The organism is Novosphingobium sp. G106 (assembly GCF_019075875.1).
Taxonomy (GTDB): domain Bacteria; phylum Pseudomonadota; class Alphaproteobacteria; order Sphingomonadales; family Sphingomonadaceae; genus Novosphingobium.
In genome coordinates, this window is sequence record NZ_JAHOOZ010000001.1 from 1,038,743 (window position 1) to 1,064,460 (window position 25,718).

General features: G+C 65.5%; 26 protein-coding genes, 1 tRNA gene and 1 pseudogene. 17 read left to right on the forward strand and 11 right to left on the reverse strand.

All coding sequences use genetic code 11. The annotated features are described in order from the left end of the window. Position 1: 1 nt before the first annotated feature. Complete coding sequence (aroB, locus tag KRR38_RS04880) at positions 2-1,108, reverse strand: 3-dehydroquinate synthase (RefSeq protein ID WP_217399162.1); 1,107 nt, start codon at positions 1,106-1,108, stop codon at positions 2-4. Continuing rightward, positions 1,099-1,686 carry a shikimate kinase gene (locus KRR38_RS04885; RefSeq protein WP_217399164.1) on the reverse strand — a complete coding sequence of 196 codons (588 nt, stop codon included), beginning with the start codon at positions 1,684-1,686 and terminating at the stop codon, positions 1,099-1,101. The genes aroB and KRR38_RS04885 overlap by 10 nt, the downstream gene beginning before the upstream one ends. Before the next feature lie 59 nt (positions 1,687-1,745). Here KRR38_RS04885 and KRR38_RS04890 point away from each other — a divergent pair, with 59 nt between their 5' ends. From KRR38_RS04890 to KRR38_RS37315, 4 genes and pseudogenes are all read left to right on the forward strand, one after another. After that, positions 1,746-1,892: a hypothetical protein gene (locus tag KRR38_RS04890; protein ID WP_217399166.1), complete on the forward strand. Its 147-nt coding sequence runs from the start codon at positions 1,746-1,748 to the stop codon at positions 1,890-1,892. Next, complete coding sequence (locus tag KRR38_RS04895) at positions 1,889-3,772, forward strand: hypothetical protein (protein ID WP_217399168.1); 1,884 nt, start codon at positions 1,889-1,891, stop codon at positions 3,770-3,772. The genes KRR38_RS04890 and KRR38_RS04895 overlap by 4 nt, the downstream gene beginning before the upstream one ends. A gap of 34 nt (positions 3,773-3,806) precedes the next feature. Continuing rightward, positions 3,807-4,659, forward strand: a pseudogene (locus KRR38_RS04900) (tyrosine recombinase). A gap of 56 nt (positions 4,660-4,715) precedes the next feature. Then, positions 4,716-5,354, forward strand: a complete 639-nt coding sequence (locus tag KRR38_RS37315; protein WP_217399170.1) for an isoprenylcysteine carboxylmethyltransferase family protein — start codon at positions 4,716-4,718, stop codon at positions 5,352-5,354. A 209-nt stretch (positions 5,355-5,563) separates the two neighbouring features. Here KRR38_RS37315 and KRR38_RS04910 read toward each other — a convergent pair whose 3' ends face one another. The 3 genes from KRR38_RS04910 to KRR38_RS04920 form a co-directional block, all read right to left on the reverse strand. Continuing rightward, positions 5,564-5,728 carry a Flp family type IVb pilin gene (locus KRR38_RS04910; RefSeq protein ID WP_217399172.1) on the reverse strand — a complete coding sequence of 55 codons (165 nt, stop codon included), beginning with the start codon at positions 5,726-5,728 and terminating at the stop codon, positions 5,564-5,566. Between the two features lie 156 nt (positions 5,729-5,884). Then, entirely contained in the window at positions 5,885-6,049 is a 165-nt protein-coding gene (locus tag KRR38_RS04915) for a Flp family type IVb pilin (RefSeq protein ID WP_217399174.1), read from the reverse strand. Positions 6,050-6,141: 92 nt separating this feature from the next. Then, positions 6,142-6,330 carry a Flp family type IVb pilin gene (locus KRR38_RS04920; protein ID WP_217399176.1) on the reverse strand — a complete coding sequence of 63 codons (189 nt, stop codon included), beginning with the start codon at positions 6,328-6,330 and terminating at the stop codon, positions 6,142-6,144. Positions 6,331-6,412: 82 nt separating this feature from the next. Between KRR38_RS04920 and KRR38_RS04925 the strand changes: the two genes are divergently transcribed. Both KRR38_RS04925 and KRR38_RS04930 read left to right on the forward strand, forming a co-directional pair. Continuing rightward, positions 6,413-6,835: a (deoxy)nucleoside triphosphate pyrophosphohydrolase gene (locus KRR38_RS04925; RefSeq protein WP_254514646.1), complete on the forward strand. Its 423-nt coding sequence runs from the start codon at positions 6,413-6,415 to the stop codon at positions 6,833-6,835. 45 nt (positions 6,836-6,880) lie between these two features. Then, positions 6,881-6,957 (forward strand) — tRNA-Arg (locus KRR38_RS04930). 102 nt (positions 6,958-7,059) lie between these two features. On the opposite strand, the gene KRR38_RS04935 is transcribed toward KRR38_RS04930, so the two are convergent. Then, positions 7,060-8,412 carry a hypothetical protein gene (locus KRR38_RS04935; RefSeq protein ID WP_217399180.1) on the reverse strand — a complete coding sequence of 451 codons (1,353 nt, stop codon included), beginning with the start codon at positions 8,410-8,412 and terminating at the stop codon, positions 7,060-7,062. Positions 8,413-8,497: 85 nt separating this feature from the next. Here KRR38_RS04935 and KRR38_RS04940 point away from each other — a divergent pair, with 85 nt between their 5' ends. The 5 genes from KRR38_RS04940 to KRR38_RS04960 all read left to right on the forward strand — a co-directional run bounded on the left by KRR38_RS04940 (position 8,498) and on the right by KRR38_RS04960 (position 13,991). Continuing rightward, positions 8,498-9,286 carry a glycosyltransferase family 2 protein gene (locus tag KRR38_RS04940; protein WP_217399182.1) on the forward strand — a complete coding sequence of 263 codons (789 nt, stop codon included), beginning with the start codon at positions 8,498-8,500 and terminating at the stop codon, positions 9,284-9,286. Continuing rightward, on the forward strand, positions 9,283-9,984 hold the full coding sequence (locus KRR38_RS04945; protein WP_217399184.1) for a TVP38/TMEM64 family protein: 702 nt from the start codon (positions 9,283-9,285) through the stop codon (positions 9,982-9,984). The genes KRR38_RS04940 and KRR38_RS04945 overlap by 4 nt, the downstream gene beginning before the upstream one ends. A 90-nt stretch (positions 9,985-10,074) precedes the next feature. Next, positions 10,075-11,460, forward strand: coding sequence for a cytochrome ubiquinol oxidase subunit I (locus KRR38_RS04950; protein WP_217399186.1), 1,386 nt, complete (start codon positions 10,075-10,077; stop codon positions 11,458-11,460). After that, on the forward strand, positions 11,457-12,470 hold the full coding sequence (gene cydB / locus KRR38_RS04955) for a cytochrome d ubiquinol oxidase subunit II (RefSeq protein WP_217399188.1): 1,014 nt from the start codon (positions 11,457-11,459) through the stop codon (positions 12,468-12,470). The genes KRR38_RS04950 and cydB overlap by 4 nt, the downstream gene beginning before the upstream one ends. A gap of 39 nt (positions 12,471-12,509) precedes the next feature. Further along, on the forward strand, positions 12,510-13,991 hold the full coding sequence (locus tag KRR38_RS04960; RefSeq protein WP_217399190.1) for a lipopolysaccharide biosynthesis protein: 1,482 nt from the start codon (positions 12,510-12,512) through the stop codon (positions 13,989-13,991). Between the two features lies 1 nt (position 13,992). Here the strand turns inward: KRR38_RS04960 and KRR38_RS04965 are convergent, their stop codons facing one another. Next, entirely contained in the window at positions 13,993-15,465 is a 1,473-nt protein-coding gene (locus KRR38_RS04965) for an acyl-CoA reductase (protein WP_217399192.1), read from the reverse strand. Between the two features lie 6 nt (positions 15,466-15,471). Continuing rightward, a complete protein-coding gene (locus KRR38_RS04970; protein ID WP_217399194.1) occupies positions 15,472-16,875 on the reverse strand; it encodes a hypothetical protein in 1,404 nt (467 codons plus the stop codon). Positions 16,876-17,052: 177 nt separating this feature from the next. Here KRR38_RS04970 and KRR38_RS04975 point away from each other — a divergent pair, with 177 nt between their 5' ends. Beyond that, the gene (locus KRR38_RS04975; protein ID WP_217399196.1) at positions 17,053-17,760 is read left to right on the forward strand and encodes an FkbM family methyltransferase; all 708 of its coding nucleotides are present in this window, start codon (positions 17,053-17,055) and stop codon (positions 17,758-17,760) included. 34 nt (positions 17,761-17,794) lie between these two features. Here KRR38_RS04975 and KRR38_RS04980 read toward each other — a convergent pair whose 3' ends face one another. Beyond that, positions 17,795-18,370 carry a TetR/AcrR family transcriptional regulator gene (locus KRR38_RS04980; protein ID WP_217399198.1) on the reverse strand — a complete coding sequence of 192 codons (576 nt, stop codon included), beginning with the start codon at positions 18,368-18,370 and terminating at the stop codon, positions 17,795-17,797. Positions 18,371-18,458: 88 nt separating this feature from the next. Further along, positions 18,459-18,989: a nuclear transport factor 2 family protein gene (locus tag KRR38_RS04985; protein ID WP_217399200.1), complete on the reverse strand. Its 531-nt coding sequence runs from the start codon at positions 18,987-18,989 to the stop codon at positions 18,459-18,461. 134 nt (positions 18,990-19,123) lie between these two features. Between KRR38_RS04985 and KRR38_RS04990 the strand changes: the two genes are divergently transcribed. From KRR38_RS04990 to KRR38_RS05000, 3 genes are read left to right on the forward strand one after another with little or no spacing between them, the layout of a single operon-like run. Next, positions 19,124-20,629 (forward strand): phospholipase D-like domain-containing protein, encoded by a 1,506-nt coding sequence (locus KRR38_RS04990; protein ID WP_254514647.1) that lies wholly within the window; start codon positions 19,124-19,126, stop codon positions 20,627-20,629. 26 nt (positions 20,630-20,655) lie between these two features. Next, positions 20,656-21,273 carry a GTP cyclohydrolase I FolE gene (gene folE, locus KRR38_RS04995; RefSeq protein WP_217399204.1) on the forward strand — a complete coding sequence of 206 codons (618 nt, stop codon included), beginning with the start codon at positions 20,656-20,658 and terminating at the stop codon, positions 21,271-21,273. Between the two features lie 22 nt (positions 21,274-21,295). Next, positions 21,296-22,714: a hypothetical protein gene (locus tag KRR38_RS05000; RefSeq protein ID WP_217399206.1), complete on the forward strand. Its 1,419-nt coding sequence runs from the start codon at positions 21,296-21,298 to the stop codon at positions 22,712-22,714. A 33-nt stretch (positions 22,715-22,747) separates the two neighbouring features. Here KRR38_RS05000 and KRR38_RS05005 read toward each other — a convergent pair whose 3' ends face one another. Beyond that, positions 22,748-23,227 carry a peroxiredoxin gene (locus KRR38_RS05005; protein WP_217399208.1) on the reverse strand — a complete coding sequence of 160 codons (480 nt, stop codon included), beginning with the start codon at positions 23,225-23,227 and terminating at the stop codon, positions 22,748-22,750. A gap of 208 nt (positions 23,228-23,435) precedes the next feature. Between KRR38_RS05005 and KRR38_RS05010 the strand changes: the two genes are divergently transcribed. Further along, positions 23,436-23,945, forward strand: a complete 510-nt coding sequence (locus tag KRR38_RS05010) for an S-adenosyl-L-homocysteine hydrolase (RefSeq protein WP_217399210.1) — start codon at positions 23,436-23,438, stop codon at positions 23,943-23,945. Positions 23,946-24,206: 261 nt separating this feature from the next. Then, positions 24,207-25,625, forward strand: a complete 1,419-nt coding sequence (gene ahcY, locus KRR38_RS05015; protein WP_217399212.1) for an adenosylhomocysteinase — start codon at positions 24,207-24,209, stop codon at positions 25,623-25,625. Positions 25,626-25,718: the final 93 nt, after the last annotated feature.

A 25,718-nucleotide genomic window follows, 5' to 3' on the forward strand; every position in this document is an offset into this window, starting at 1 on the left:
GCTAACGCCTCAGCTCTTCCTCCAGGAAAGCGGCGACGTCGTCGAGTTCGACGTCCTTGGCGAGGAAGGTCTCGCCGATCCCGCGCATCAGCAGGAAGGGCAGGGTGCCCGCGTCCATCTTCTTGTCGTGGAGCATGTGCGCGACGAGGTCGCGGCCGTCGCAGTCGAGCCGCAAGGCGGAAAGCTCGCTCTTCATGCCGACGGCGGCGAAATGGCCGGCGACGTGCTCCGCACTGGCCCGCGGCATCAGCCCGCGCCGCGCCGAATAGCGCGCGGCCAGCGCCATGCCGATCGCCACTGCCTCGCCGTGGAGCAGGAAGTCGGAATAGTGTGTCTCAGCCTCGAGCGCATGGCCGAAGGTGTGGCCGAGGTTGAGCAGCGCGCGCTTGCCGGTGGTCTCATACTCGTCCTCGGCGACGATCTTCGCCTTGGCCGCCACGCTGTAGGCCACGGCATATTCGCGCAAGCTCGCATCGCCGGCGAGCATCGCCGCGCCGTGCTCGTCGCACCAATGGAAGAAGTCGAGATCGCCGATCAGTCCGTATTTCACCACTTCAGCATAGCCCGCGCGGAGCTCGCGTTCGGACAGCGTATCGAGCACGGCAAGGTCGGCCAGCACCAGCGACGGCTGGTGGAACGCGCCGACCAGGTTCTTGCCTGCGGGCGTGTTGATCGCGGTCTTGCCGCCGACCGAGCTGTCGACCTGGGCCAGCAGGCTCGTCGGCAGCTGGATGAAATTGCAGCCGCGCTTGACGATCGAAGCCGCGAAGCCGGTAAGGTCGCCGATCACCCCGCCGCCGAGCGCGAGGATGTGATCGCCGCGCTCGATGCCGAGGTCGAGCAGCCAGTCGACCATGCGGGAAAGCTCGTCCCAGCTCTTCGTGCCTTCGCCGGCCGGCAGAATGCGCCAGTGCGGGGTATGACCGGCATCGTGCAATGCGGTTTGGACGACCGCGCCCCAGTGCCGATAGACGTTCTCGTCGGTGACGATCGCGACGTCCGGCTTGCGCAGCCGTCCGCGGCAATGCGGCACCAGTTCGGCGAGCAGCCCGGCGCCGACGCGGACTTCATAAGGACGGCCGGCGATGTCGACGGGGATTACAGCCATTGTCCGATCCCTTGTAGCACTCTGGTAACGGTGCGGCTGTGCGGGCCGTTCCCGCTCACTATGTGAATCGGCGCCTGCCCATAGTGGGGCGCCCGCTCGTCGCGCAGCCGTGAGAGGATCTCGCGCGGATCGCCCTGCTGTAGCAGCGGGCGGTTTTCCTTGCGCGAGGTGCGCTCGACCAGCGTGTCGATGTCGCTGTCCAGCCAGACTGCGATAGCGCGCTCGAGGATCAGGCCGCGGGTTTCCGCGTTGACGAAAGCGCCGCCGCCCGTGGCGATCACGCGGTGGCCCACCCCGTCTTTGGCCCCTTCCTGGATCAGCCGGGCGATCACCCGTCGCTCGCCGTCGCGGAAATAGGGCTCGCCGTGCGCCGCGAAGATCTCGGGGATGGTCATCTGCGCGGCCTCTTCGATCTCGTCGTCGGCATCGACGAAAGGCCAGTGGAGCAGCGCGGCGAGGCGCTTGCCCACGCTCGACTTGCCCACGCCCATCATGCCGACCAGCACGATCGGCCGGTCGATGCGCCGCACCAGGGCCTCTATCTCGCCCGCGGAGAGCTGGGTATCGTCAACGTCCATTGCAGCCCCGCCTATAGTTGGGCTAGTCCGCAGCGCAAGGCTGGCGGGAAGGTGAACGAGTGACGGTGTCGATGCGCAAGGGCTTGGTACTGGCAGGCATCGCCGTGATCGTGCTTCTGGTTCTCGCCTATGCCGGGATCGACGGCGGCCGCGAGCCGCTGCGCCCGATTTCTGAGCCCGTCCCCGTTCCGGAGCTGACCAAGTGAAGCCGCTGCATCTTCTCGTCGGCACCGCGCTGGCGCTGACCTCCGGCTGGGCGCTGGCCCAGAAGGCGCCCGAATCGCTGCTGCCGCCGGGCTTCGATGAGCCTGCGCCGAAGGCCGCTCCCCGTGCCGAGCCTGCGCAGGCACCGCGCCCCGCGGCGCAAGGCAATAGTTCCTCGACCGGCAATAGCAGCGGCGCCAGTACCTCAAGCGCTTCAGGGGCGGTCGTCCAGCCGCTGCCCAGCGTGGTGGTGCCCTCCGCTCCTTCGGCCGATGCCATGGCCGCGGCCAGCAAGCTGCCTTCGCTCGACGAATTGTCGAAAATGTCGCCCGAGGAGCTCGAGGAAGCGCTCAACCTCAAGCCGAAGTTTGACATCCCGCCCGCCGCGCGCCGCTCGATGGAGCGGGTCGGGGTGCTCGACCAGAACGAAGGCGGGCTGTCGCCGACTTCGCTCGTCGCGCAGAATGCCTCGCTGATCCGCGCGGCGCTCCAGGGCAACCGCGGCATGATGGTCTCACGCTGGGGGCATATCCTGCTGCGCCGGGCGCTCGCCTCGCGGCTCGATGCGCCGGCGACGATGAATCCTGCCGATTTCACCGCGCTGCGCGCCGCGCTGCTTGTCCGCATGGGTGAGGGCGAGGCGGCCCGTGCGCTGGTGCAGGACATCGATACCGGCAACTACACGCCCGATCTCACGCGTGCGGCGTTCGACTCGTATATCGCGACGGCTGATTTCACCGGCGTCTGCCCGGCCGTGGCGATCCAGGGCGAGGCGATCAGCGATCCGCAGTGGGACATGGCCAAGGCGATCTGCACGGCGTTCCAGGGCGACGGCCAGTCCGGCCTTACCCAGCTCGACCGGACGCTGAACCAGGGCAAGCTGCCCAAGGTCGACGTCCTGCTTGCACAGAAATATGCAGGCGCCGCTGGCAAGGCGCGCCGCGCGGTGACGATCCAATGGGACGACGTTCAGGATATGACGCCCTGGCGCTACGGCCTGGCCATCGCGGTCGGCTTGACCCCGCCCGAAAGCCTGATGCGCAGCGCCGGCGTGCGCTACGACTATCTCGCGGCGACTGCGCCGATGCTGGGCCTGCCGCTCCGTGCCGCGGCGGCCGACCGCGCGGGCGCGGCGGGCGTGCTGTCGAGCGAGGCCATGGTCGACCTCTACGGCCAGATCTACGCCGCCGACGATATTACCGGCGATTGGGCCGACCGCGCCTCGCAGCTGCGCGATGCCTATGTCGCAGCCGATCCCGCCGCTCGGCTGGGCGCCATGGAATCGCTGTGGAGCGCCACGGCGGATGCCGAGCAGCGGTATTCGCGCCAGGTTCTCACTGCCTATGCCGCGGCACGGCTACCGGTCGATCCCAAGCTTGCGACGAATGCCGACGATCTGATCGCCTCGATGCTTGCTGCCGGGCTCGATGCCAATGCGCTGCGCTGGGCCGCGCAGGCCGAGGTGGGCAGCAAGGCTTGGGCGCTGTTGGTCCTCGCCGAACCGAGCCGCTCGCAGCCGGTTTCCTCGGGCGCGGTCGAGAACTTCCGCGACGCCGACCAGAGCGAGAAGACGCGCAAGTCGGCGTTCCTGCTTGCTGCTCTCGCCGGTCTCGGCCGGGTCACGCCTTCGACGGCGAACGGCCTGGCGAGCACCATGGAGATCGATCTTTCGCGCCAGACGCGCTGGACCCGGTCGATCGATCGCGCCGCGGAAGTGAATAATCCCACGGTCGTGGCGCTGCTGGCCGGGCTTGGCATGCAGGGCGATAGCTGGGCGAAGATGACGCCGCTCTATCTCTATCACATCGTCTCGGCGCTGAACCGCGTCGGCCTCGATGCCGAGGCGCGGATGATCGCGGCCGAAGCCGTCGCGCGGGGATGAGTCGATTCCGGGCGAGATAGATTCCTTCCTCGCCATGCTCGCCGCCGAGCGCGGTGCCGCTCGTAACACGCTTCTCGCCTATCGCCGCGACCTCGAAGCCGCGCAGGAAGAGATCGGCGATCTGACGGTGGCCGAAGGGCTGGCGCTGGCGGGGCTCGGCAAGGCCTGGGCCGATCTCGCGCCTTCCAGTCTGGCGCGCCGCTGCTCGGCGCTGCGGCAGTTCTATGGTTTTCTGATCGACGAGGGGCTGCGCCAGGACGATCCCTCGCCATCGCTGCCGCGCCCGACGACGCGCCGTCCGCTGCCGCGACTGCTGTCGCACGGCGAAGTCGATGCGCTGTTCCAGCGGGCCGAGGAGGAGGCTTCGGGCGATCGGCCCGAGGCGGTGCGGTTGCTCGTGCTTCTCGAACTGCTCTATGGGTCGGGATTGCGCGCCAGCGAACTGGTCGGCCTGCCGCTTGCCTCGGTGCCGCGCGATGCGCCGTTTCTCACCGTCGTCGGCAAAGGCGGGCAGCAGCGCATGGTTCCGGTCAGCGGTCGTGCGCGGACAGCGCTGTCGCGCTGGCTGGCACTGAGGGCGTCGGGAGGACGACACCTGTTCCCCCTCGCGTGCAGGGCAGGGGCATCTCACACGGGTTCGCCTGTTCCAGCTGTTACGCGAGTTGGCGGGGCGCGCCGGGCTCGATCCGGAGAAGGTCTCGCCCCACGTCCTGCGGCACGCTTTCGCCACCCATCTGCTCGAAGGCGGGGCCGATCTGCGCATCCTGCAGACCTTGCTTGGCCATGCCGACATCAGCACGACGCAGATCTATACCCATGTCGACAGTGCGCGGCTGGTCGCCCTGGTCAACGCTCGCCATCCGCTGGCGCGAACCAGGCCCGAGTAGGGGGTTGTTAACCCTGTTTGCCTAAACCGAAATATCGATATTCGGAGGACGGCAGGGTGAACACAGCGGCAACCGGATCGGGTCTGCGCACCTGGCTGCTCAAGCCGCAGGTGCTCGACCGCATCGAGCAACTCGCTATCGTCGCGCTCTGGTGTCCTTTCGCGTGGCGGATGCTGGGATCGACCAATCCCTATGCCATGGCGGTGATGCTGTCCGAATTCGCCGTGCTGATCTTCACGCTGCTGCGGCGGCCGACGACCGCGATCTCGGTCGATCTCGGCGACTGGTTGCTGGCCTGCACCGCGACGCTTGCGCCGCTTATGCTCGTCCCGGCGGACGACAGCTTCCCGTCGCTGGCCAATCTGGGGCTTTTCCTGCTGCTCGTCGGCAACGTCTGGCAGTGCGCGGCCAAGCTCGTCCTGCGCCGCAGCTTCGGCATTGCGCCGGCCAACCGCGGGGTCAAGGTGAACGGACCCTACCGCTACATGCGGCACCCGATGTATGCGGGCTATCTGTTCGTTCACATCGGTGCGCTGGTGCTGATGTTCAGCTGGCACAACCTGGCGATCTACCTGATCGGCTGGACCGCACAGATTCGCCGCATCCTGGCCGAGGAACGCCTGCTGTCACAGGACCCGGTCTATAGCGAATATATGGGTCAGGTTCGCTGGCGGCTGCTGCCGGGCATCTTCTGATCTTTCGGAGCTAAGCCCTCCGGGTTGGCGACTGCGGTCGCTTTTGCCGTCGCAATCGAATTACGAAACCGCCGCTTTCTTGGCGGGCGCTGTCGCGCTTCCCAGCCTGGATCAGGCGCGCAGGCCATAGGACAGCGGGCGATCGACAAGAAAAAGGGCCGCAGCTTGCGCCACAGCCCTCATGTCGTTGGTGCTATTGAGGCGAAGCGTCAGCTGGCCATGCTCGACGAGGTCGAGGTGAAGGTCTTGCCAAGCTGCGTGCCCAGGCCCTTCATCGCGCTGATCGCGGCAACCGCGATGAGGGCGGCGATCAGGCCGTACTCGATGGCGGTGGCGGCGGTCTGGTTTCGAAACAGGTTCTTGATGATCTTCATGACGCGTCCCTGGCAGTTTCCCTGGATTCGTCATAACCGTTTGAAATAAATAGGTTATAAAGAGGCGCGTGGTTCGTGCCGCAGTGTGCTGCGGACAAACAAAAAGGGCGGCAGGATTACCTGCCGCCCTCCCTGTTGGTTTAAGCTGTCAGCTTATTAGGCAGCCATCGACGACGAGGTCGAGGTGAAGGTCTTGCCGAGCTGCGTGCCCAGGCCCTGCATCGCGCTGATCGCGGCAACCGCGATGAGGGCGGCGATCAGGCCGTATTCGATGGCGGTGGCGCCCTTGTCGTTGCGGATCAGCTTCTTGATGAACTTCATGGTCAGTCTCCTGGTTTGCAGTCTTCGATTACCCCGTCCGGTGACGATAAATTCGGACAAGCCTTTGGTACTGAGGATTTCTTGACAAACATTTAACTCGCGGCGCCCGCCATGGCGGTCGTAGCTTTGCTCGACATGGTGCCCCAGCCGCTGGAATTGCCGTTGCCGAGGCCTTGCAGCCCGGCGAGCATTCCCAAAACGATCATGGCGCAGATCAACCCGTATTCGATCGCCGTGGCGCCGCGGGTATCCCGGTACAATGATGCTAGAAATGATATCATGGCCCCGTCGTCCCCTGACTTTCGGCGATGGAGCTGTTTTTCGCGGATCAGGCTTAAGAAATTCTTTAGAGGAAACCTTACCTTGCAAAATTTTTCGACACCCGTTTTCGTCGTCGCCGTTGCGCTGGTCGACGGGGAAGGGCGTGTCTTGCTCCAGCGTCGGCGGCTAGGCAGTGAGCATGGCGGCCTCTGGGAGTTCCCCGGCGGCAAGATCGAGCCCGGAGAAACGCCGCAGGCGGCGGCTCTGCGCGAGATCGAGGAGGAACTGGCCATCGGGCTCGACCCAGCCGCGCTGGTTCCGCTCACTTTCGCCAGCGACACCGATTCGCCTCCGCCGCCGCGGAGGGCTTGTGTAATCCTGCTTTACACCTGCCGCTCGTGGCAGGGCGAAGCCGAATGCCGCGATGGCGAGGAGATCCGCTGGTACGCCGCGGGCGAACTGGCGGGCCTGGAAATGCCGCCGCTCGACTATCCGCTCGCGGCAGCGCTGAAGAATGTCATTTAGCCGCTTGCCAAGCCGGAAAGTCCCTCCTAAGAGCGCGCTTCCAACGCGCCCGTAGCTCAGCTGGATAGAGCATCAGACTACGAATCTGAGGGTCGGACGTTCGAATCGTTCCGGGCGCGCCATTTTCTCCATGGCTCAGTATTCTTCTCGCGCTCAGCGCGACGCCGTGGGTTTTGCGGCTCTGAATTAGAGCGCTGCGAACACCTTGGGGGCCTGCGCAGGCCTCATATTCCGCTGGCCAGTTTCGGTGCGGTGCTGCGATTTCCGTTCTGGCGGAAAACGATCCGGCCCATTTCCGAATGCACCAGCAGCACGGTCACGCAGGCAATCAGGACCGGGATGAGCGTCCACCAGACCGCCTCGCGGACAGCCCAGGTGGCGACCTGGATCGCTTCGGAGGCATCGACGATCTTGTCGAGCTTCTGCACCCAGTACCGCCACCCCTCGGTCCACAGCACGACAAGCGCGAGGACCGGCGACCAGCGTAGCAGGAGCGATCCTTGCGGACGGCTCGCAAGGGCGAGAAGCGACGGCATGATCATGATGAGGTGCACCGAGCGGTAGCCGATGTTCTGCGCGGCGAAGTAGCAGCTGACCACCAGTAGCGCGCCCACCAGCAGGAAATTCCGCTGCGTTTCGTCGAGCCGGGTGATTGCCGCGATGAATTCGGCCCGCGTCGCCAGCCAGAGGGCCCAAACCAGCGCGGCAAGGCTCATCGCGACGTGGACGAAGCTTTGCATGGAGGAGGACCAGCCCAGCAGTTCCGCGAGTCCGCCGGCGACTGTCGACGATCCGAACATGTCGCCGAACCAGATGCCCGTCGGAATGAGCTTGAGCGCGCGGGTGAGGTCGTGCCCCATCGTCAGCAGGAACAAGCCGATCCCGGCGAGGACGAGGCACACCACCAGCGCGAAACGACCCGGCTTTTCGCGCGACGCGATCGCCAGCGTGGTCAGCGGATAGTACTTGAGCAGGCCAGCCAGCAGCGCTGCCCCGTAGCCGAAGAGGCGCAGCCCTTTCGAGCGCGATACCAATGCCGCCGCCACGGCGCACAGTGCGAAGAGGACGAGGTCGTTGTTTGCCCGCTCGACCGCGAAGGCGGATGCCGTCGAAATGGCGGCAAGGGCGATCAGCCCGCTCTCGCGCCATGTCCTGCCCACGGGCAACAACAGCAGCGACAGGAAGAACGCGGTATCGACGATCAGCCCGGTGGGCACGAGCCCGGTCATCCAGGCCGGCAGTTTGGCCAGCACCAGCCACAACGGCGAATAGTCGAACACGCGCCCTTCGGGGTCGCAGGGGTTCGTCACGAATACGTCCACGCCCTTGCGCAGGCAGCGTACGGCGGACAGCACCGTGTCCGTATCGAGGAAGACGAAAGGATAGGGTCTGATCCCCCACAGCCTCAGGATTCGCCGATAGACCTCCGATGGGCCGTACAGGTAAAGAACCGCCATGACGGCGAAAGCGATCACCACTGTAAGAAACGGGATCAGCCGCCTGCCAAGAGGCTGATCTTTCTCGCCTTCGTTTTCGGTTAATGAAATACGGCTATTGGGCGATTGATCGCTTGGCATTCCCGGGAAGCCCTCCTGGCGCCGCATCTAAATGAGATTTCTATATCGCGTATTAACCTGTTTCAATTCTTGAGGAAGAGTTCGAGTGATCCAGGGTTTGAAAGTCACGGTCGTACTCCCCGCGTATAACGCCGCGAAGACGCTGGAACAGACCTATCGCGAGATTCCGTTCGACATCGTCGACGACGTGATCCTGACCGACGACGCGAGCCGCGACGATACCATCGCGGTCGCCAGGTCGCTGGGCATCCACACCTTGGTCCACGACAAGAACCGGGGCTACGGCGGCAATCAGAAGACCTGCTACACTAGCGCGTTGGCGCGCGGCGCGGACATCGTCGTCATGCTCCATCCCGACTACCAGTATACGCCCAAGCTCATCGCGGCGATGGCGGGCATGATCGCCTCCGGCCACTACGACGTGGTTTTCGCCTCGCGGATTCTCGGCACGGGCGCGCTGAAAGGCGGCATGCCGAAGTACAAGTACGTCGCGAACCGCTTTCTCACCTTGGTGCAGAACCTGCTCATCGGCCAGAAGCTGTCGGAATATCACACGGGCTACCGCGCCTGGAGCCGCGAGACGCTCGAGCGGCTGCCGTTGCACAGCTGCTCGGACGATTTCGTGTTCGACAACGAGATGATCACCCAGGCCGTCTGGTTCGGCTTCCGCGTCGGCGAGATATCCTGCCCGACCAAATACTTCGCCGAGGCTTCGAGCATCAACCTGAGCCGCTCGATCACTTACGGCATCGGCGTGCTCGGCACCGCTTTGAAATTCCGGATCGCCAGGATGGGGCTCGGCAAGGCGGCGATCTTCGAGGATGACAAGTCCCGGCTGCTGACCCCCGCCGGCGAGATCAGCGTCGAGGCATGAAGCGGGTTGCCGCCGCTCTAGCTGTCGTCGCGCTCATGCTGGTCGCTGCGCTGTCGACCCTGGGCGCGCGCTTGCCTTTCATTGCCGGGTGGATGAGGCAGATCCACGCGCTGGTGGAAGCGGCGAGTGGGAACTGGTTCCTGTTTCTCGTGCTCCAGATCGTGGTTGCGGCCGTAGGGTTCGTGCCGGCCTCGTTCATCGCGATCGCAGCGGGCGCGGCCTATGGCCTCATCGCCGGCTTCCTGTTGTCCTGCGTTGGCCTCATGGTCGGCGGATCGCTGGCCTTCCTGCTCAGCCGTTCGGCCCTCGCGCCGCGGATCGAGCGCTGGATCGCCAAGCATCCGCGCTTCGAAGACCTCGACCGAAGTGTCAGCGCCGACGGCTGGTACTTCGTCTGCCTGATCCGGCTGTCACCGGCCATGCCGTTTGCGCTGACCTCCTATTGCCTGGGACTGACGCGCATCGACTTTGTCGCGTTCAATCTGGGAACGCTGGCATCGCTGCCCGCGCTCGCCTGCTTCGTCGCGATAGGCGCGCTCGGCCGGATGGGCTGGCAGGTGGGAACGGCGCAGGTTGGCTATGTGCAAGGCGCGCTGCTTTTCGTCGGTGTGATCGCGACCGGTCTGGTCGCCTGGCGGCTGCAGCAATTGGTGCGCCGTGCGGCGGCGCGTGAGGCCGGAGCCCAGGACGGCGCCTAGTCGCCCGGCCAATCGCATGCGCCAAACGCATGTGCCATTCTGCACATTGCACGCGGACCTCTGCGTCATTTGGTGCTATGGCGCCTGTCCATGCTGGATGCGGTACTGCTCTCCCGCCTGCAATTCGTTTGGCTGATCGCCTGGCATATCCTGATGCCGGCTTTCACCGTCGGTCTCGCCAGCTTCATTGCCTGCCTCGAAGGACTGCGCCTCGCGACCGGCAACGACGTCTATGCACGGCTGTCGGCGTTCTGGACCAAGATCTTTGCGGTATCCTTTGGCATGGGCGTGGTCTCGGGCATCGCCATGCCTTTCCAGTTCGGCACCAACTGGAGCCGCTTTTCCGACGCTACCGCCGACGTCATCTCGCCGCTGATGGCCTATGAGGGACTGACCGCCTTCTTCCTCGAATCGGCCTTCCTCGGTGTGCTGCTGTTCGGCCGCAGCCGGGTCCCCCCGAGCGTGCATTTCTTCGCCGCGATGATGGTCGCGTTGGGCACGCTGTTCTCCTCGTTCTGGATCATCGCGGTGAACAGCTGGATGCAGACGCCGGCAGGCTATGCGCTGGTCGATGGCCGCTTCGAGCCGCGCGACTGGAGTGCGGTGATCTTCAACCCGTCGTTTCCTTACCGCCTCGCGCATACGGTGACCGGGTTCTACATCACTACGGGCTTCGTCGTGCTCGGGGTGGGGGCCTGGATGTTGCGCAAGGGCACCGGCGGCGATGCGGCGAAGCGGATGGTGTCGCTGACGCTCTGGCTGCTGATGGGGCTCGTGCCTTTGCAGATCTTTCTGGGCGACGCGCATGGGCTCAACACACTCGCGCATCAGCCGACCAAGCTCGCGGCGATCGAAGCGAACTGGCACCGCGAACACCGCGCGCCGCTGACGCTTTTCGCGATCCCCGACCAGCAGGCAGAGAAGAACCACTTCGCGGTCGAAGTGCCGCTGCTCGGCAGCCTGATCCTCACGCATGACGTGAACGGCGAGGTGCCGGGCCTTACCGACGTGCCGCCGCACGACCGGCCGCCCGTGGTGATCCCGTTCTTCGCGTTTCGCATCATGGTGGGGCTGGGCGTTATCATGCTGGCGATCGTCGCCACCGGCACGCTGCTGCGACGCGGCGGACGGCTTTATACGAACCCGCTATTCCTGCGCGCGTGCCAATGGGCCGCGCCGATCGGCTTCGCCGCCGTCCTGGCCGGCTGGACGACTACCGAGGTCGGCCGCCAGCCCTGGACCGTCTATGGTCTGCTGCGCACCGCCGATTCAGTGTCGCCATCGCTGACCGGGGTCGATGTCGCGATCTCGCTGGCCGCTTACATGGTCGCCTATCTGATCATGTTCCCCGCCGGTCTCGCACTGATGGCGCGCATCGCCAAGCGCGGCATCGCAGCGGCCCAGGAGGAGGATCCGATCGAGGCGGGGCGCCCGAAGTCGCCGATAGCGACGCTGCCGGGAGAGCACGTGCCATGAGCCTCGCCGCCTTCGACCTCGTCGCGATCTGGACGGTGATCCTCGGGCTCGCCGTATTCCTCTATGTCCTGCTCGACGGGTTCGACCTCGGCGTCGGGATCCTCTTCGGCCTCGCGCCCGACACGCCCTCGCGCAACGTCATCATGGACTCGATCGCGCCGATCTGGGACGGCAACGAGACCTGGCTGGTCATGGGCTCGATCGGGCTACTGACGGCCTTCCCGCTGGCTTTCGCGATCATCATCCCGGCCGTCTATTTCCCCATCCTGCTCATGCTGATCGCGCTCGTGTTCCGCGGCGTGGCCTTCGAGTTCCGCTATCGCGATGCCGAGCGCCGTGGGTTCTGGGACTACGGCTTCCACTGGGGCTCGATCGTCGCGACGTTTGCCCAAGGGGTGGTGCTCGGCGCTTTCATCCAGGGCTTCGAGGTCGACGGCCGGCACTTCGTCGGCGGCAGTTTCGACTGCTTTACGCCGTTCTCGCTGCTCACGGGGCTGTCGTTGGTGTTCGGCTATGCCCTGCTGGGAGCCGGCTGGCTGGTGCTGAAGACCGAGGGCGAAGTGCAGGCCGGCGCGCGCCGTCAGGGCCGGCTGGCGCTGCTCGGCGTGCTCGCCGGAATCGGCGCGGTGAGCCTCTGGACGCCGTTGATGAATGCCGAGATCGCGCGGCGCTGGTTCGATTGGCCCAACATCGCGCTGCTCTCGCCCGTGCCGATCGTCAGCGGCCTGATCGCGCTGTTCACCTGGCGCGCCTTCCAGGGCCGGCACGACGCCGCGCCGTTCGCCGGCGGGGTCGCGCTGTTCCTCATGTCCTATCTGGGCATCGCCATCAGCCTGTTCCCGATGATCGTGCCCGGGCACTACACGCTGTGGCAGGCCGCGGCATCGCCCGATACGCAGCTGTTCCTGCTGGTCGGCACGCTCGTGCTGCTGCCGGTGATCCTGCTCTACACGGCCTGGTCCTATTGGGTGTTCCGCGGAAAGGTGACCGCAGACATGGGCTATCACTGACCCTTGCCCAGCATCGGGGCCGGCCCTAAGGACGCCGCAATGGCAGACGGCGCACCTCTGGGTCGAACGATCAAGCAGGGCGCAGTGACGACCGCCTTGGGCTTCGCGATCCGCTTCGGCGCGCGCATCTTGTTCCTCTACATCGCGGCGCGGCTGTTCGGCGTGGCGCTGTTCGGCGCTTACAGCCTGGCGGTTGCGGCGATAGAATTGGCCGTTTGCGTCGGCGGGCTTGGCGCCAAGCGGCTGCTGTTCAAGTATCTCGATGCGGCGGGGGATCGCCAGCCGATCCATGTCGTGCTCGATTCGGTACTCACGGTGTTCGGTGCCTGCATGGCGCTAGCGGCGGCGATCATCGCCTTCGTCGCGCTGCTGCCCGAGAGTCTGCTGTCGGCCAATGTCGCCACCGGCCTGACGATCCTCGCGCCGATGATCGCCGGCCAGGCGCTGCTCGACGTGACCTTGGCGGGGACGCGCTGGAAGCACGTGATGCGCTACGAAGTAACGGCGCGCAGCATTGTCGAACCTTACGTCGGTGTCGCCGCGGCGATCGCTGCCTATTGGCTGGGCTGGAACGAGACCGGGCTGCTGGTCAGCTATTGGGCGGGTACGCTCGTCGCGCTCGGCTATGCCTTCTGGGGACTGCGGCGCGCCTATTTCGGACTGCAACTCAGCGCCTACCGCATCGAACCGGCACGGCTGATGGCGCTCGTCCGAGACAGCGCGAGCGCGACGCTCAACGAGGGGCTCCAGGGCCTGTTCGGCCGCGTCGACATGTACCTCGTGGGCTTCTTCCTCGGCGAGGTCGGCGCGGGCATCTACGGCATGGCGCGGCAGATCCGCACGCCGGTACGCCAGGTGCGCCAGAGCTTCGACGGCCTACTCAATCCGATCATCGCGCGAACCATCGCGACGCGGGGGCCAGGGCACACGGGCCTCGCCACGGCCGCCGCATCGCGGCTGATACTGGCGGTGCAATTGCCGGTCCTCGTCGCGCTGGTGCTGATCGGCGAGCCTCTGCTCGCCTCGTTCGGACCGGGCTTCGTCACCGGCTACTGGGCCATGGTCCTGCTGACTGCCGCTGAGATGTTCCAGGGCGCGTTCAGCGTCAGCGACCTCATCATCCTCTACAACCGGCCATTGGCGGCGGTGCGGATCACGGGGGCCAACATCGGCTGCAATGTGGTCGCAGGCTGCCTGCTGATGCCGCAGTTCGGCGTGACAGGCGCGGCGCTCTCGGTGATGATCGGGGTCTTTGCCGGCATCGTCCTGCGCCGACTGACCCTGCAGCGCAGTTTCGGCGTTGCCGTGCCCTTCCACCACAGCGCGGGGCCGATGTCCGCCGCTCTGCTGGCCATGGCCGGCGCATTCGCCGTGCGCAGCCTTGTGAGCGGCCCGGCTTTATGGAGCAACGGCGCCGCGCTCGCCACCGGCCTGCTCGGCTACGCCGCGGCCCTGCGTATCTGGATGGCCGCGGCGCGCGAAGACTGGTCGCTCGGCGAGTTCGAGCCCGAAGGCGCCTGACCTACTCCGCCGCGATGCTCAGCGCCGTTTCCTCGATCGGGCGGTGGTCGATCACCCAGCGCACGTTGCGGCGCAGCGGTTCGATGCCGTCGTGCGGCATGCCCGGCGGCATCGTGTGGATCGACTTGTAGATGTCCATCGCATTGTGGCCCTTGAGCGAGACCAGACGCTGCACCCCTGCGAGCGCGAAGGGATCGAGCAGCCGGTCGCGCAGGCTCTCGGGATAGACGCCGACGGTCTGCGTCGTGTCGTCGCACCATTTGACGACGTCGAGCAGGTCGGCAACGGGGACGATGTTGACCACGCGGTTGTTGAGCTGATCGTAGAAATCGACACGGTCGGGGAAGCGCGAGATCACCACGCCGCCGTTCACGGTGTCGCCCTCGACCGTGTAGAAATCGTCCTCGAGCGCGACGGCTTCCATCTCTGCCTCGAGGTCCTTGTTGGGCTTGTCAGCGGGCGTCGAGAGGATCGGCGGCAGGTTCTGGTATTCAGCGACGACCTTGCGGCCGAGCTCGGCCAAGCGGTCGAGAGACGCGTCGTCAGTTTTGCATTCGACATAAACCAGCCGCGAATTGACGCAGGCGGTCTGGTTGTAGAAGCCCGAGATCGTCGCGATGCCGCGCGCCGCCTCGTCCATCGCCGCGTCGCTTTCCAGCGCTTCCTTGCCGATCACCGAGACCGAGAACTTGGGGTTCAGCGCGGTCAGGTCGATGCCCGGCGTCAGGAACTTCTGGATGTGCTTGACCGAGGACATGCCGCCCCAGGCGGTGATCTTGTCGATGCGCGTGGTGCGGACGATCTGCGAGTCCATGTATTCGTCGCCGCCCTTCCAGTAGGCGACCGCGACGTGCTTGCAGACCGGGTGGCTGGCATCGAGTTCGAGCATGGTGCGCATGATCGCATTGGCGGTCAGCGGGTCGTTCGAGGGCGATTTGATCAGCACGTCGGACTTGGTCAGCGCGCCGCGCACGATCGTCAGCGCAGCCACGACGGGCACGTTGCCCGCGGTGATGTGGAGCTGGCGCGTGCCGACCGCACGGACGCGGCAGTGCGGGCCGGCGGGGGAGGGCACCCAGCCGTCGAGGTAGTCGGCCCCGATCGTGCCGTCGATCTGCGCGAACATCGATACCGGATCGAACATGAGCGGCAGGTCGTCATAGACACCGCGCAGGATCGGCTCGGCGAGCCCGCCCGCGCGCAGGGCTAGGGCGAAGCTCTCTTGCAGGTAGGGATTGTCCTCGAATCTGAGCCGCTTGCCGGCTTCGGCGAGGAAATCGATGATGTCGCGGATCGGCGTCTGCTGCAGGTCGCCGAGCAGCACCGGGTTGCCGAGCACCAGATCGTGGATGTGCTTGTGCGGATCGGGCGTCAGAAAGGTCGCGCCGCCGCGGCCCTTGTACTCGACCGCGTCCTCGCCGGGCTCGATGATCCGGCCGCGGGCGATGATCGGGATGCGATAGGTGTCGGTCATGATCGGCTATCCTTGGGAAACGAAGTCCATGAAATCGTTGTAGGCCTGGGCCGTGCCGGCGCAGGAAATCTTGTCGTCGCCGCCTTCCATCTCGGCGAAGCGGGTGATCACGGGGCCGACGGTCGGACCCTTCCAGCCGCAGCCGCATTGCTCGTCCCAGTCGATCGTCACCTGGTCGCCCGAGATGAAGCCGCCCCAGTAGGTCTCGGCCTGCAGGTCGAAGAAGGCATAGCGCCCGGTCTGCTGGCCTTCGCGCGGCAGCAGTTTCATGTCGCGGTCGAACAGGAAGGGCACGGTGTGCGGCATCGTGTGGAACTGGCCGTTACGGCAGCGCGGGGCGAAACCGCAGCCCTCGGACATGCCGTAGACCATCGAGACCGTCTCGATCCCGAAGAAGTCCTTGACGAAGTTCTCCCAGTCGGGCGGCGGGTCCTTGAGGCCCTTCATGCCGCCGCCGGTAGCGATGAAGCTTCCGGCTGCGAATTCGGGCTTGATGCCCTTGGCGATGCCGTTGCGCGCGGTGGTGATCAGATCGCCGAAAGTGCCGCCGATCTTGACGCGCTGGCCGCGGAACTCCTCGAAAAGCGTATCGAAGAAGGCCGCCACGTCCTGGTCGCGGCGCCTGGCCTGGGCGATCATCTCTTCGCGCGCCTTGAGCAGCGCGGGATCGAGCCCGAGCTTCTGCAATTCGCCGCGATCCTCGGCGCTCTGCATCCGGCCGGCTAGCGACATGAAGTCGGCTGAGAGCCGGCCCTGATAGAGCGTGTGGTAGTGTGCCTCGCCGCCGGCCGCGGGGATGTTGAAAGTGGAGACCATCTTAAGCGCCATCTGGTGGCCGTAGCGATAGCTGGGGAAGAAGGTCTCGATGAACTCCTTCGTCGGATCGACGCCGCTCGACGCGCGGCTTGCCTCGTTGTGGCAGTTGCGGAAGGCGTGGAGTTCTGTCTTCGAGCGCGGGATGAAACTGAGCTTGCCGGTCGTGCCTGTGGAATGGCCGATGAACATGCCGAAGTCGTCGAGCCGCGAGATCCAGTCGTCGATCATCGTCAGGCCCGAGAGGTCCATCGTGGTCAGATCGTGCGTCGTCAGGCGGTTGAGCCAGCCGGTCAGCTTGGGGAAGTCGCGCGTCTCGATCAGGCTGAGCGGGTAGGACTTGTAGACGCGGTGGTCGAAGAACAGCGGCAGCGCGTCCTCGAAGCTGTCGATCTTGGTGATCCCCTCGCGCTTTGCGAGCTTGTCGAGCGCGGCGACTTGCGGGACCAGTTCCTCGAAGCGGCACCGGATGATCCTGAGCTGGACGTCGAGGCAGTCCCGCCAGCTCATCGCCAGGAGTCGCTCGTAGCCGCCGTCGAGCCAGCGCCCCGGATTTTCGGGCGAAAGTCCGCTTTTGTCGAGCACCGCTTCGGTCATCGTTCTCTCCCGCCGGCTTATTTGCTGATCACTTTATTAGCAGGCCGGCCGAAGCGGGTCAATCGCGCCTGCAGCGGCAGAACCTTCCTGATCGTGGGACTTTCCCTACCGACAAATTCGTCTTGACAGTCGATGCCTGCGCACCACGATTCCTGCCGTCTTTCAGGGAAGTTGGCAATGCAACTGCTCAAGCGATCTTTGCGCAATCTCGTGCGCCGACGTGGATGGGACTTCGTAAGAACCCCGAACCTCAATCAGTTCCTCGACAGCCGGAACATCGACCTCGTCATCGACGTAGGGGCCAACGTGGGAGACTATGGCGACCATCTGCGCCGTTGGGGCTATCGCGCGGCAATCATCAGCCTGGAGCCCGCCAGCGAACCCTATGGCAAGCTCGAGAAGCGCATCAGCGGCGAGGCGATGTGGGATGCGATCCGCCTTGCCGCCGGCAGCGAACCCGGAGAAGCCGAGATCAACATTTCCGTGGACGAGCGGTTCAATTCGCTCCTGCCCTTGACCGACCTCGCCCCGAACTTCGACCCGCAATCCCGCGTCGTACGAACCGAAACCATTAAGGTAGAGCGGCTCGACGACATTCTTCGCGGCAAGCCGTTCGCCCGCGGCTTCCTCAAGATCGACACCCAGGGATTCGAGCGGCAGGTTCTCGACGGTGCCGCGGAAACGCTGGCCCGCTGCGAAGGCGTGCAGCTCGAATTGCCCATCGGCCATCTCTACGACGACGTCTGGTCCTTCCGCGAGGCACTCGACCACATGGACAGCCTCGGCTTCGTGCTGGCGCAGAACGTGCCGACGAACACGTTCAGCCATGACCGCGCTTCCGTGATCGAGTTCGATTGCGTGTTCAGGCGCAAGTATGAGCGCTAACGCGAGGCCACTCTAGCGCCAAGCCGCCGGGCGGTTACTTCGCCCGGTTGAGTGCCCAGTCCATCAGCGCAAGTACTTCGTCGTGCCCTTCGGTGATCCCCGTCGCGGCCTCGCGGCGCAGCACCAGCGTCACCGCGTACATCACGAAAGCGGCAGCCTTTGGCGTGACGGGTCCTGCATCGATGCCCTGTTCGCGGAACTGCCGCCCGATCGCCTCAGCCTCGAGCCGGCGCGATTCCGCGACATAGCGCGCGACTTCGGCGCGGATGCCTTCGTGGTGGTTGGCCAGAGCGACGAATTCGAAGACCAGCTTGCCTTCGACCATGCTGGTCAGAGTTTCCCACAGCGACTGGATCGGTCGCTCGCTCGCAACATCTTCGGCAAGACGTTCCAACGCGCGCGCGGTGCGGCGCTGGAAGGTCGCGAGCAGCAGTTCGTCCATCGTTCGGAAGTAATAGTAGACGAGTTGCTGCTTGACCCCGGCTTCGGCGGCGATGCGGCGCGAGGTGGCGGCGCCATAGCCCTCGTTGCGTAGCACGGCCTCGGTCGCGTCGAGCAGGGCATTGGACGTCGCGGAATCCTGCGGGCCCATTCTCCTGTTCGATGCCATCCGCAAGTTCCCCGTCATCGCCCCACTGGTACGGAACGCGAACTAGACGAGTGACGGGTTCGGGGCAACCTTAGGGACCAGAGGGGCCTCAGGCCAGCTTGAGCCGCTTGTAGCTCTCGTCGTCGGGATAGCGGCCGCCCGGCTCGATCATCAGGCCCATGAAGCCATTAGACCAGTCGGACGAGTCCGGATACTGGCGGAACCAGTCGGTGACGACCAGGCGTTTGAGGATGCGCCATTCGTCGCCGCGCTTTTCGAGCGTGTCGACGTAGCGGCCCGAGGCGACCACGTCGGACTTGGTGCCGTCGGGCAGGTTGAGCCGCTGGATGCCGTAGAAATAGCTCTCCACGTCGGCGCTGTTGCCGTGGATCGCGATCAGGATGTTGCCGATGATGTGCTGGGCCTGATCCATCGAGCCGACGATCGGAAACGACCATTCGATCAATCCCTCGACGTCGCCGACGAAGCCGACATGATCGTCGACGCAATCGGGCCAGTAGGCGGTACGCAGCATGTCTGCATCGAGCCGGTCCATCCCGCGCGAGTAACGGTACAGGCATTCCTTGATCGCCTCGCGGTCGGCGAGTTCGTTCAGGATCTGGCTGGTTGGTGTAGTCATCGTATCTCTCCCGGCGGCGCGGGCCGCGTTTGACTGCAGCATTCCTCGCCAACTGACTGATGACAAGTGCACCCGTCCGCCCCATCTTGACTGTGAAGGACGGGTAACTGCGCCTGTCGGTAATGGGATCTAGGATGGACGGGGCGCAGCAAGAACACGAGCCGGCAAGCCCGTCGGTCTGGCGTTATGCCAGAGCCAGCCGGGCCCATGTCGTGATCGACGCCGCCGCCTATTTCGACCTGATGCAGGATGCGATGCTGAAGGCACGGCAGCGGATATTCCTGATCAGCTGGGATTTCGATTCGCGCATCCGGCTCGGTGAGGGGCGGCGCTGGTGGAACCTGCCGCGGCGCGGGGTCTTTCCGGCGAGGCTCGGCGCCTTCATGGTCTGGCTGGTCAAGCGCGCCCCGGAGTTGCAGATCAAATTGCTCGAATGGAACTTCGGCGCGCTGAAGTTCCTCGCGCGCGGCACGATGATCGTCGACGTCGTGCGCTTCTTCTTCAACCGCTCGATCGACCTGAAACTCGATTCCGCGCATCCGATCGGCTGCAGCCACCACCAGAAGATCGCGGTGATCGACGATCGCTTCGCGGTCTGCGGCGGTATCGACATTACTTCGGATCGCTGGGACACGCGCGAGCACCTGCACGAGGACCCGCGCCGCCGCCGGCCGAACAAGCGACTCTATGGCCCGTGGCACGACATCACCATGATGCTCGAGGGCGAGGTTGCCGGCGTGCTCGGTGATCTCGGGCGTGAGCGCTGGCGTGTTGCCGGGGGTGGGGAGATGGCACCCTGCGAATCGCAGACGGAGAGCGCCTGGCCCGACGATCTCGTCGCCGAATTCACCGATGTCGAAGTGGGCATCGCGCGCACCCGCGCTGCCTACAACGGCTGCGAGGAGATCCGCGAGATCGAGGAACTGTTCGTCGAGCAGATCCGCCGGGCAAAGCGGTTCATCTATGCCGAGAGCCAGTACTTCGCCTCGCGCCGCATCGCGGAGGCCATAGCCCAGCGCGTCGCCGAGCCCGATCCGCCCGAGATCGTGTTGATCAATCCGGTTACCGCGCACGGCTGGCTCGAACAGGCGGCGATGGATGCGGCGCGCGTTCGCCTGCTTCACGCGGTCGCCGAGAAGGACCACGCACAGCGCTTCCGCGTCTATGTGCCGCTGACTTCGGGCGGCATGCAGATCTACGTCCACGCAAAGCTGATGATCGTCGACGACGAGATCGTCCGCGTCGGTTCGGCCAACATGAACAACCGCTCGATGGGGCTCGATACCGAATGCGACGTGTTCATCGACGCAGCGCGGCCGGGCAATGGCCACATCACCCCGGCGATCACTGCCTTGCGCCATTCGCTTCTGGCCGAGCACTGCGGCGTTGCGGTCGAACGGCTGGCCGAGGCCATAGAGCGGCTCGGTTCGATGGCCTCGGCGATTGAATCCGTCACCGCGGGCCCGGACTCCGGGGCAAAAAGGCTGGAGCCCTTCACCTTGCGTCCGCTGACGGAAGCTGAAAAGGCGATTGCCGACAACGCAGTGCTCGATCCAGAGCGGCCCGAAGAGATGTTCGAGCCGATTGGCGGCAAGCGCGGACTGTTCAGGCGCGGCGGGATCCTGCGGCGCCCTCGTTAGGTTGAGAGTTCAGGAAGAGAGGACAGATGAGCAAGCACGACCACGAGCACCACGATGGCGACGACGGCCCGCTGAGCAAGCTGCCCGTGCCCGACGAAGTGCAGGACGCGATCCGCACGCTGATCCGCTGGGCCGGCGACGATCCGTCGCGCGAGGGCCTGATCGACACGCCGGCGCGCGTAGCCCGTGCGTGGAAGGAATATTGCCAGGGCTACGAAGAGGATCCGGGCGTTCATCTCGCCAAGGTGTTCCACGAGGTCGGCGGCTACGAGGAGATCGTGCTGCTCAAGGACATCCCGTTCCAGTCGCACTGCGAACACCACATGGCGCCGATCATCGGCAAGGCCTCGATCGCCTATCTGCCGCGCAAGCATGTGGTCGGCATCTCGAAGCTGGCGCGCGTGCTGCACGGCTATGCGCGGCGGCTGCAGATCCAGGAACGCCTGACTGCCGAGGTCGCGCAATGCATCTGGGACCACCTCAAGCCGCAGGGCGTCGCCGTGGTGATCGAGGCGCAGCATGGCTGCATGACCGGCCGCGGCGTGCGCACGCCGGGCGTCGCCATGATCACCAGTCGGCTGATGGGCCATTTCCTCGAAGACCAGTCGAGCCGCAAGGAAGTGCTGAGCCTGATGGGATACTGATGCCTGACGGGGGCGGGGCAGGTTGAACGACGCATCGACGATCAAGCCGCGCAGCGTGGCGGCCTGGCTGCTCGCGCTGGCGCCGGCGGCGATGCTCGCCGTGCTGCTGGCGCGGTCGATCTGGGACGTCGACATCTTCTGGCAGCTCAAGCTCGGCGAACTGACCCTCGCGGGGGCGGTGCCGCGGCAAGAGCCGTTCGCTGCCACACATCTTGGCGAAAGGCTGCCGGCAATCGCCTGGATGGGGCAGGCGGTCATGGCGGCGGTGCGCCAGGCGTTCGGCTGGACCGGCCTGCGGGTGTTCGACGCGCTGTGCTGGCTTGGCGGCTTCCTGCTCGTCGCCGCGGCCGGCCGGCGGCGCAGCGGCTCGGCGGGGGGCGTGCTGCTGGCGCTCGGCGTGGCCTTCTTCGCCGCGCTGCCGCTGGCGAGCATCCGGCCGCAGACCTTCGCCGCGCTGTGCTTCGGCGCGCTGCTGGCGCTGTTGCGGCTCGAAATGAAACCGTGGCAGACGACGGTGCTGGCCGTGCCGCTGCTGCTGATCTGGCAGAATCTCCACCCTTCGGTCAGCGTCGCGGCGGTAGCGCTGGCGGCCCACGCGGCGGTCGGCTGGTGGCGCAGCCTGCGTTCTGGGGCGCCGCGGCCGTGGGAGACGAGCCTGCTCGTTCTGGTCGCCGGGGCGATGATGTTCGCCACGCCCGACGGCTGGTCGATCCTCCAGCTCTCGGCCGAGAACGCCCGCGTCAGCGCGGCCATGGGGGTCAGCGAATGGCTGCCGCTGTGGCATGAAATCAACCGCTTCGTGGCCGTGCCGGTGCTGCTGATCGCGGTCGTGTCGAGCTGGCTGCTGCTGCGTAATCCACGACGGATCGACGGTGCCGAGCTTCTCACGGTGATTGCATTCTTCGCGCTGACGATTGTCACCTATCGCTTCGTGCTGTTCTGGGCGATCGCGCTGATCCCGCTGATCGCTCGCGCCGTGCCGCCGCCGCCGGCCGAACGCCGGACTCCCGCCTGGCTAGCACCTGCTGCCCTGATCACCGCCGCGGTCCTGACGCCGTTGCTGCGCCCGACGCATTTCGATGAGACGATCCCGCTCGCGGCGATCGACAAGCTGCATACGGCGCGCGTGCGCGGCACGATCTTCGCCCATTTCCCCTGGGGCGGGCCGGCGATCGACAGGGGCTATCCGGAATGGCGGGTAGCCTATGACGGGCGCTACTATCGCTACACGCCGCAGGAGTGGGATCGCTATCGCCGGATCTGCTCGGGCGAAATGGGGCTGGCCGAGGTCGATCGCCTCTATCACCCGGCCGGCTTCGTGCTGAGTCCGGCTTGGAATGCTCGGCTGATCGCCGCGTTGCGCCAGGATGTGGGCTGGCAGCAGCTCTCGGCCGACAGCACTGCCGTGGTCTTCAAACGCAAAGCGGCCGCGGCGCCCTGAAGCGCCGCGGCCGCCGTTAGCCTGGAAAAAGGCTCAGAGTTGCTCGAGCATGTGCTCGGCCGAGCTCACCTTGAACTCGCCGGCGGCTTCGACGTTGAGCTGCTCGACCGTGCCGTCGTTGACGACCATCGAGAAGCGCTGGCCGCGCTTGCCGAGCCCGCCGCCGGTCAGGTCGAGCGGCAGGCCCAGGGCATTGGCGAAGTCGCCGTTGCCGTCGGCCAGCATGGTCACGTCGGGCGAGCCGTCGGCGCGGTTCCAGGCGCCCATGACGAAGCCGTCGTTGACCGCGGTGCAGACGATCTCGTCGATGCCCTTGGCCTTGAGCTCGGCGGCCTTGGCGACATAGCCCGGCAGGTGCTTGGCCGAGCAGGTCGGGGTGAAGGCACCCGGCACCGAGAACAGCGCGACGCGCTTGCCCTTGAAATAGTCGCTGGTCTGGACGGGCTCGGGGCCGCTCTCGCCGGCCTTCGAAACCTTTACGTCGGGCAGCTTGTCGCCAACGGCTATCGTCATGGAACGCATCCTTTTCCTGAGGGGTGACTCGTGTCGCGGCAGATATAGAGGCGCGCGCCCTCACGGCAACGGTCGGTGACGGTTAAATCTGCATCAAGGTAGCGGCGAGATCATGGTTAAATCGGCTTTACCGCGGATATTGAAAGATCCCTAAGCGAGGCGAGGCACAGTCCATCCTGCGGGACTACTTCCGCGGGGAGACTACATCATGGAACGGATCAAGACGGCAGCGCCCGCTGCCGAACGGGGGCTGCTGTGCGTATCGCTGGTGGCAATCGCGGCGCTGGCCGCCGGCCTCGCCCTATCGAACCCGGCGCATGCCGCTGGCTCGGTGATGGGGGCCGAGAAGCTGCGCCGCCTCGACATCATGCTGATGGTGACGGGCCTGCGCTGCCGCACGACGGCCGACAACTTCACCGCCGACTACGGCCGGTTCTCCTCGAGCCAGCTGCGCGAGTTGAACCAGGCCAACGACGAGCTGAAGGCCGACATGGCCCGCCGCTATGGCGCTGCCGGTGCCCAGCGCGCGCTCGACCGGCTGAGCACGACGATGGCCAACACCTATGGCCAGGGCCATCCCTGGCTGAGCTGCGCCCAGCTGAAGACCGTGGCGCAGAACCTTTCCACGGTGCGCGGCCGCGCGACGCTTGAGGAAGCGGCCGACCAGCTGCTGTCGAGCTACAGCCCGCAGCAGTTCGCCCTGGCGACGCGTCGCTGAGACTGAACAGGAAGCGCGGATAAGGGGGTTATCCGCGCTTCGCCCGCTTCCCGGCCGACTACCGGGGAGAGCAAGGGCGGCCCCTGACCGGGCCGCCCTTCTTCGTTGCGCGATGCCTGCGAGAAGTCCCTGGAAGGCATATAAAGGAATCTTTATATTTGCCACGTAGCGCCGCTTTGAGTTAAGGGCGCAGCATTCTAGCGTCGCCTGTCCTTGTATTCGGCAAGGACCGTGCGAGCGTCCAGCAGGAGTGAAATTACCGTGGCAACCCTCGCCGAAGCCCGCAACGACTACGTCATCGCCGACATCGGCCTCGCCGATTTCGGCCGGGCGGAGATCAACATCGCCGAGACCGAGATGCCCGGCCTGATGGCGCTGCGCAGTGAATTTGGCCCGTCGCAGCCGCTCAAGGGCGCGCGCATCACCGGCTCGCTGCACATGACGATCCAGACCGCCGTCCTGATCGAGACGCTGACCGCGCTTGGGGCCGACGTGCGCTGGGCCACCTGCAACATCTTCTCGACCCAGGACCACGCCGCCGCCGCGATCGCCGCTTCGGGCGTGCCGGTCTTCGCGATCAAGGGTGAGAGCCTGGCCGAATATTGGGACTATGTCGGCGACATCTTCAACTGGGGTGCCGACACGGACGGCACCACCGCCAACATCATCCTCGACGACGGCGGCGACGCGACGATGTTCGCGTTGTGGGGCGCCAAGCTCGAAGCCGGCCACACGCTGGGCGAGCCCGAGAACGAAGAGGAAATCGAGTTCCAGCGCGCGCTGAAGGCCTTCGTCGCCAAGTATCCGGGCTACCTGACCGAGACGGTCAAGAACCTGAAGGGCGTTTCGGAAGAGACCACCACGGGCGTCCACCGCCTCTACGAGATCGCCAAGAAGGGCGAACTGCCGTTCCCCGCGATCAACGTCAACGACTCGGTCACCAAGTCGAAGTTCGACAACCTCTATGGCTGCAAGGAATCGCTGGTCGATGCGATCCGCCGCGCCACCGACGTGATGCTCGCCGGGAAGGTCGCTTGCGTCGCCGGCTTCGGCGATGTCGGCAAGGGCAGCGCGCAGTCGCTGCGTAACGGCGGCGCTCGCGTGATGGTCACCGAAGTCGATCCGATCTGCGCGCTGCAGGCGGCGATGGAAGGCTTCGAGGTCGTGACGATGGACGAGGCGGTGACCCGCGCCGACATCTTCGTAACAGCGACCGGCAATGCCGATGTCATCACTGCCGATCACATGGCGGCGATGAAGCCGATGTCGATCGTCTGCAACATTGGCCATTTCGATAGCGAGATCCAGATCGCGGCCCTGTCGAACTATGCCTGGAGCGAAGTGAAGCCGGGCACCGACCTGGTGAAGTTCCCCGACGGCAAGCAGATCATCATTCTCGCCAAGGGCCGCCTGGTGAACCTGGGCTGCGCGACGGGCCACCCGTCGTTCGTGATGTCGGCCTCGTTCACCAACCAGACGCTGGCCCAGATCGAGCTCTGGACCAAGGGCGAGAACTACAAGAACCAGGTCTATGTCCTGCCCAAGCACCTCGACGAGAAGGTCGCGGCGCTGCATCTCGAGAAGCTGGGCGTCAAGCTCACCACGCTGACCAAGAAGCAGGCGGACTATATCGGCGTTTCGGCCGAAGGTCCGTTCAAGCCGGATCACTACCGCTACTGATCGGAACGCCGTCCCGGGCTCGGCTCGGGACGGCGCTATCCCCGCGCCTTGCAGGGCGCTGCACTTGTAATCCATCCCGCCCGCTCATACCCA